The following is a 5,188-nucleotide window of genomic DNA, read 5'->3' on the forward strand; positions in this document are numbered from 1 at the left end:
TTCGAACTGGCTCGCGGAGAGGTGCACGCGCTCGTCGGGGAGAACGGCGCGGGCAAGTCGACGCTCATCAAGATCGTGTCCGGGGCGGCGCTGTTCCAGGCGGCGCACGGCCAGGCCGCGCCGACGCAGCTCGGGCTCACGCAGACCCGGTTGTCGTCGGGCTGGTGGGCGTCGGCCACCGCGGCGGCCAGGTCCCACAGCAGTGGGTCGGTCACCTCGGCGGGGCGGTCGGCGCGGTCTGTGTTGGCTTCGGACATGTGTGTGGTCCCCCCTCTTCGAGCGGCCCCACCTTTTCCGGTACGCCGCCGCGCTAAACCTCCTGCGCACGACTTTTTTGCCACTCGCGGCCCGGCCGGGCCAAGGCATAGGCTCTCGGGGTGGCGCGGTACTACGACCTGCACCCGGACAACCCGCAGCCCCGGGTGCTGCGGCAGATCGTCGAGCTGCTGCGCGGCGACGGCCTGATCGCCTATCCGACGGACTCCTGCTACGCGCTGGGCTGCCAGCTCGGCAACCGGTCCGGCGTGCAGCGGATCCGGGAGATCCGCAAGCTCGACGACCGGCACCCGTTCACGCTGGTCTGCGCGGACTTCGCCCAGCTCGGGCAGTTCGTCAAGCTGAGCAACTCGGTGTTCCGGCAGGTCAAGGCCGCGATCCCGGGCCGCTACACGTTCATCATGCCGGCCACCGCCGAGGTGCCGCGCCGGTTGCAGGACCCGCGGCGGCGCACGGTCGGGGTGCGGGTGCCCGAGCACACCGTGACCCAGGCGCTGCTGGCGGAGCTCGGTGAGCCGCTGCTGTCGAGCACCCTGCTGCTCCCCGGCGAGGAGGAGCCGATGACCCAGGGCTGGGAGATCAAGGAGCGGCTGGACCATCAGGTCGACGCGGTGGTCGACGCGGGCGACTGCGGGCTGGAGCCCACCACCGTGATCGATCTGTCCGGCCCCGAGCCGGAGATCCTGCGCCGGGGCGCCGGCGACCCGAGCCGCTTCGAGTGAGGCCCGCCCCGCCCGTGTCGACACGGGCGGGGCGGGCCGAACCTTGCCGGATCAGCCGGCCTCGGTCGGGGCATGCACCCACTGCACCAGCTGCAGGATGATCCCGTTGGGGTCGGTGACCTGGAAGAAGCGCTCGCCCCAGGGTTCGGTCTGGAGCGGAGTGGTGACCGGCACGCCGGCGGCCTGGATCCGGGCGTACTCGGTGTCGATGTCCTCCACCACGAAGGCGACGATCAGGCCCTTGGCGCGCTGCCCGCGCAGGCGGTCCGGCTGGATGCTGGACAGCCCGGTGCGCAGGAAGATCAGGTTGAAGCCGACCCCGTCACGGGACATCGAGACGAATCCGTCGGCCGCCATCTCCTGGGTGAATCCGAAGTGCCGCTCGACGAAGGCGGCGGACGCGGCCACGTCGTCGACGTTGAGCGAGAGGGCCGAGGCGGTGATCTGCACGTGGTCTCCCTGAGGGTCGGAGAATTTACCCCGTACATTGTACATCGTACGCCGTACGGGGTTTCGATCTGAGAGGATCAACGCGTGCCCCACCACCGCAGCGGAGCCGGCGATCCGGCCCGTACCCTGCGCCTGCTCTGGCGCCGACCGGAGGAGAACCCGCGCCGGGGCCCGCGCCCGGGCCGCTCGCTGGACGACATCGTCACGGCCGCGGTCGCGCTGGCCGACGCCGAAGGGCTCGAGGCGGTGACCATGCGCGCGGTCGCCCTCGCGGTGGGCGCGGCGCCGATGACCCTCTACACGTACGTGCCGGGCAAGGCCGAACTGCTCGACCTGATGCTCGACCACTGCTACGCCCGGATGCCCCGACCCGACCGCTCCGGCCAGCCTTGGCGGGCCCGGGTGGCGGCGTTCGCCGCGGACAACCGGGAGCTGTTCCGGGCCCACCCGTGGGCCGCCGAGGTCTCCACGAGCCGCCCGCCGCTCGGCCCCGGCCTGATGGCCAAGTACGAGTACGAGCTGCGCGCCTTCGACGGCACCGGCCTGGACGACGTGCAGCGCGACGCCGCCCTGACCTACGTCCTCGACTTCGTCCGCGCCGCCGCCCGCGCCGCCGCCGAGGTGCGGCTCGCCGCGCAGGAGGACGCCTGGAGCGACGAGCAGTGGTGGGCGGCGAACGGACCGCTGCTCGCCGAGGTGCTCGACGAACAGCGGTACCCGACCGCCGTCCGCGTCGGCGCGGCCGCCGGCGCGGCGCACCACGCCGCCTACAGCCCGGACCACGCCTACGAGTTCGGCCTGGCCCGGGTGCTCGACGGGCTGGGCGTCCTGATCGACGGCGGGCGCTGAGCCGCACGGCGTCGCGCTCTTGCGCGATTCCACCGCGCGAGCCGCCGCGGATGAGGCACCGTGGGACCCGGTGGGCGGGTGACGGGAGTACGACGTGGGCGCACTCGTGCTGATCGCGGTGCTGGGTGTCACCGTGCTCATCGGCACCACCATCGGCGGCCGGTACCGGGTCGCCCCGCCCGTGCTGCTGATCTTCTTCGGCGCGCTGCTGGGCCTGCTGCCGCCCTTCGAGCACGTGGTCCTCGAACCCGAGGTCGTGCTGCTGCTCTTCCTGCCCGCGATCCTCTACCGGGAGAGCCTGGTCATCAGCCTCCGCGAGATCCGGGCCAACCTCGCGGTCATCGCCCTGCTCGCCGTCGCGCTGGTGATCATCACGACGGTCGCCGTCGCGTACGCCGCCCGTGCGCTCGGCGTCGACTCGGCGGCGGCCTGGGTGCTCGGCGCGGTCCTCGCGCCCACCGACGCCGCCGCCGTCGCCGGCCTGGCCAAGCGGATGCCGCGCGGCATCCTCACCACGCTGCGCGCGGAGAGCCTGATCAACGACGGTACGGCGCTGGTGCTCTTCGCCGTCGCCGTCGGCGTGATCGCCGGCGGCGCGGTCCCCGGGGCGCTCGTGCTGGGCGGCCAGTTCGTCGGCAAGTCGCTCGGGGGGATCGCCGCGGGGCTGCTCGTCGGCGGTGCGGTCATCCTGATCCGCAAGCACGTCGACGACCCGCTGCGCGAGGGCGGACTGAGCTTCCTCACCCCGTTCGTGGCCTTCCTGCTGGCCGAACTGGTGCACGCCAGCGGCGTCCTGGCCGTCGTGGTGGCCGGCCTGCTGCTGTCGTACGCGGGGCCGCGGGTGATCCGGGCCCGCTCCCGGATCACCGCCTTCGCGTTCTGGGACCTGTCCACCTTCATGATCAACGGCAGCCTGTTCGTGCTGCTCGGCATGCAGGTGCCCCGCTCCCTGCGCGCCATCAGCAGCCACTCGCCGTTGGCGTCGCTGGGCATCGCGGTGTTGGTCGCCCTGGTCGTGGCGGTCGTCCGGATGATCTGGGTCCAGCTGTCCGTGTCCGCCCTGCAGGGCCTCGACCGGCGGGAGTCCCGCCGGGCCCGCCGGTTCGACTTCCGGGTCCGGACCGCCGCCGGCTGGGCCGGCTTCCGCGGCGCCGTCTCCCTGGCCGCCGCGCTCGCGGTGCCGGTCACCACCCACGACGGCACCCCGGTACACGAGCGCGACCTGATCATCTTCGTCACGGTCGTGGTGATCGTGTTGATCATGCTGGTGCAGGGCACCACCCTGCCGCTCGTCGTCGGCTGGGCCAGGCTGATGGGCGACCGGGAACGCGAACACGAGGTGCGGTGGGCGCGGATCCGGGCCACCGAGGCGGCCCTCGCCGCGTTGCCGCAGGTCGCCGCGGAACTCGGTGCGTCGCCGGACGCGGTCGACCGGCTCCGCTCGGACTACCAGGACCACCTGGACGACATCCGCGCCCCGCGGACCGAGCAGGGCGAGCAGGAACGCGAGATCGGCCGCCGGCTGCGCCTCGGCCTGCTCGACCACAAGCGGCGTGAGGTCACCCGGTTGCGCGACCGCAACGAGATCGACGACGCGGTGCTGCGCCAGTTGCAGGCCGGCGTCGACATCGAGGAGATCCGGCTGCTCGGCCCGGAACCCGAGGACTGAGCCCGGGACGCCTCCTGCCCGGCCATGATGAGGACGGCGACCGAGGAGGTGGCATGACCGGACTGCGCACCGACCTGTACGAGCTGCGGATGGCGGCCAGTTACCTGCGCCGCGGGATGACGCAGCCGGCCACGTTCAGCCTCTTCGTCCGTCGCCTGCCGCACGATCGGGGCTTCCTGGTCGCGGCCGGACTGGCCGAGGCGCTGGCCTTCCTGGAGGGCTTCGCCTTCGACGACGACGAGGTCGGCTACCTGCGCGACAGCGTCGGGCTCGACGAGCCGACGCTGTCCGCCCTGGCGGGGCTGCGGTTCACCGGGGACGTGTGGGCCGTGCCGGAAGGGCGGGTGGTCTTCGCCGACGAGCCGTTGCTGGAGGTCACCGCCCCGATCGCGCAGGCGCAGCTGGTGGAGACCGGGGTGCTGAACCTGATCACCTTCCACACCACGATCGCCAGCAAGGCGGCCCGCTGCCGGCTCGCCGCCGGCGGGGCGCAGCTGGTCGACTTCGCCTTCCGCCGTACCCACGGCATCGACGCCGGGGCGGGGGTGGCGCGGGCATCGGCCATCGCCGGCTTCGCCGCGACCAGCCACGTCGAGGCCGCCCGGCGCTACGGCCTCCAGCCGTCCGGCACGATGGCCCACTCGTATGTCGAGGCGTTCCCCGACGAGCGGGCGGCGTTCCGCGCGTTCGCCACCGACTTCCCGACCAACCCGATCTTCCTGGTCGACACCTACGACACCCCGGCCGGAGTCCGGGCCGCCGTCGACGTCATCGGCGAGCTCGGGCTGACCGGGCCGGTGGCCGTCCGGCTCGACTCCGGCGACCTCACCGAGCTGGCCCGGCAGGCCCGCGCGATCCTCGACGAGGCGGGGCTGCGGCAGGCCCGGATCGTCGCCAGCGGCAGCCTCGACGAGGACGTCATCGCGGAGCTCGTCGCCCGGGGCGCCCCGATCGACGCGTACGGCGTGGGCACCAGAATGGGAGTCTCCTACGACGCGCCGTCGCTGGACAGCGCCTACAAGCTGGTCGCGTACGGCGATCGGCCGGTCCTCAAGCGGTCGCCCGGCAAGGCCACCCTGCCCGGCCCGAAGCAGGTCTTCCGGGATCCCGGGGGCGCCGGCGGCGACATCGTCGGGTTGCGTGACGAGCCGCCGCCGGCGGGCCGGGAGCCGCTGCTCGTGCCGGTCATGCGCGAGGGTCGCCGCTTGGCGCCGGCCGATCC

General features: G+C 73.1%; 6 protein-coding genes. 5 read left to right on the forward strand and 1 reads right to left on the reverse strand.

Annotated features, from left to right (window positions below):
* Positions 1–21: 21 nt before the first annotated feature.
* Positions 22–465 (forward strand): ATP-binding cassette domain-containing protein, encoded by a 444-nt coding sequence (locus ACWEVO_RS29400; RefSeq protein ID WP_452310733.1) that lies wholly within the window; start codon positions 22–24, stop codon positions 463–465.
* A complete protein-coding gene (locus ACWEVO_RS29405; RefSeq protein WP_452310728.1) occupies positions 378–998 on the forward strand; it encodes an L-threonylcarbamoyladenylate synthase in 621 nt (206 codons plus the stop codon). The genes ACWEVO_RS29400 and ACWEVO_RS29405 overlap by 88 nt, the downstream gene beginning before the upstream one ends.
* A 51-nt stretch (positions 999–1,049) precedes the next feature.
* Here ACWEVO_RS29405 and ACWEVO_RS29410 read toward each other — a convergent pair whose 3' ends face one another.
* Complete coding sequence (locus tag ACWEVO_RS29410) at positions 1,050–1,448, reverse strand: VOC family protein (protein WP_452310729.1); 399 nt, start codon at positions 1,446–1,448, stop codon at positions 1,050–1,052.
* Between the two features lie 84 nt (positions 1,449–1,532).
* Between ACWEVO_RS29410 and ACWEVO_RS29415 the strand changes: the two genes are divergently transcribed.
* The 3 genes from ACWEVO_RS29415 to ACWEVO_RS29425 form a co-directional block, all read left to right on the forward strand.
* A complete protein-coding gene (locus ACWEVO_RS29415) occupies positions 1,533–2,297 on the forward strand; it encodes a TetR/AcrR family transcriptional regulator (RefSeq protein ID WP_452310730.1) in 765 nt (254 codons plus the stop codon).
* Positions 2,298–2,391: 94 nt separating this feature from the next.
* Positions 2,392–3,966: a Na+/H+ antiporter gene (locus ACWEVO_RS29420; protein WP_452310731.1), complete on the forward strand. Its 1,575-nt coding sequence runs from the start codon at positions 2,392–2,394 to the stop codon at positions 3,964–3,966.
* A gap of 53 nt (positions 3,967–4,019) precedes the next feature.
* On the forward strand, positions 4,020–5,188 hold a 1,169-nt coding region (locus ACWEVO_RS29425; RefSeq protein ID WP_452310732.1), incomplete at its 3' end, for a nicotinate phosphoribosyltransferase.

Source organism: Micromonospora sp. NPDC003776 (assembly GCF_053605645.1).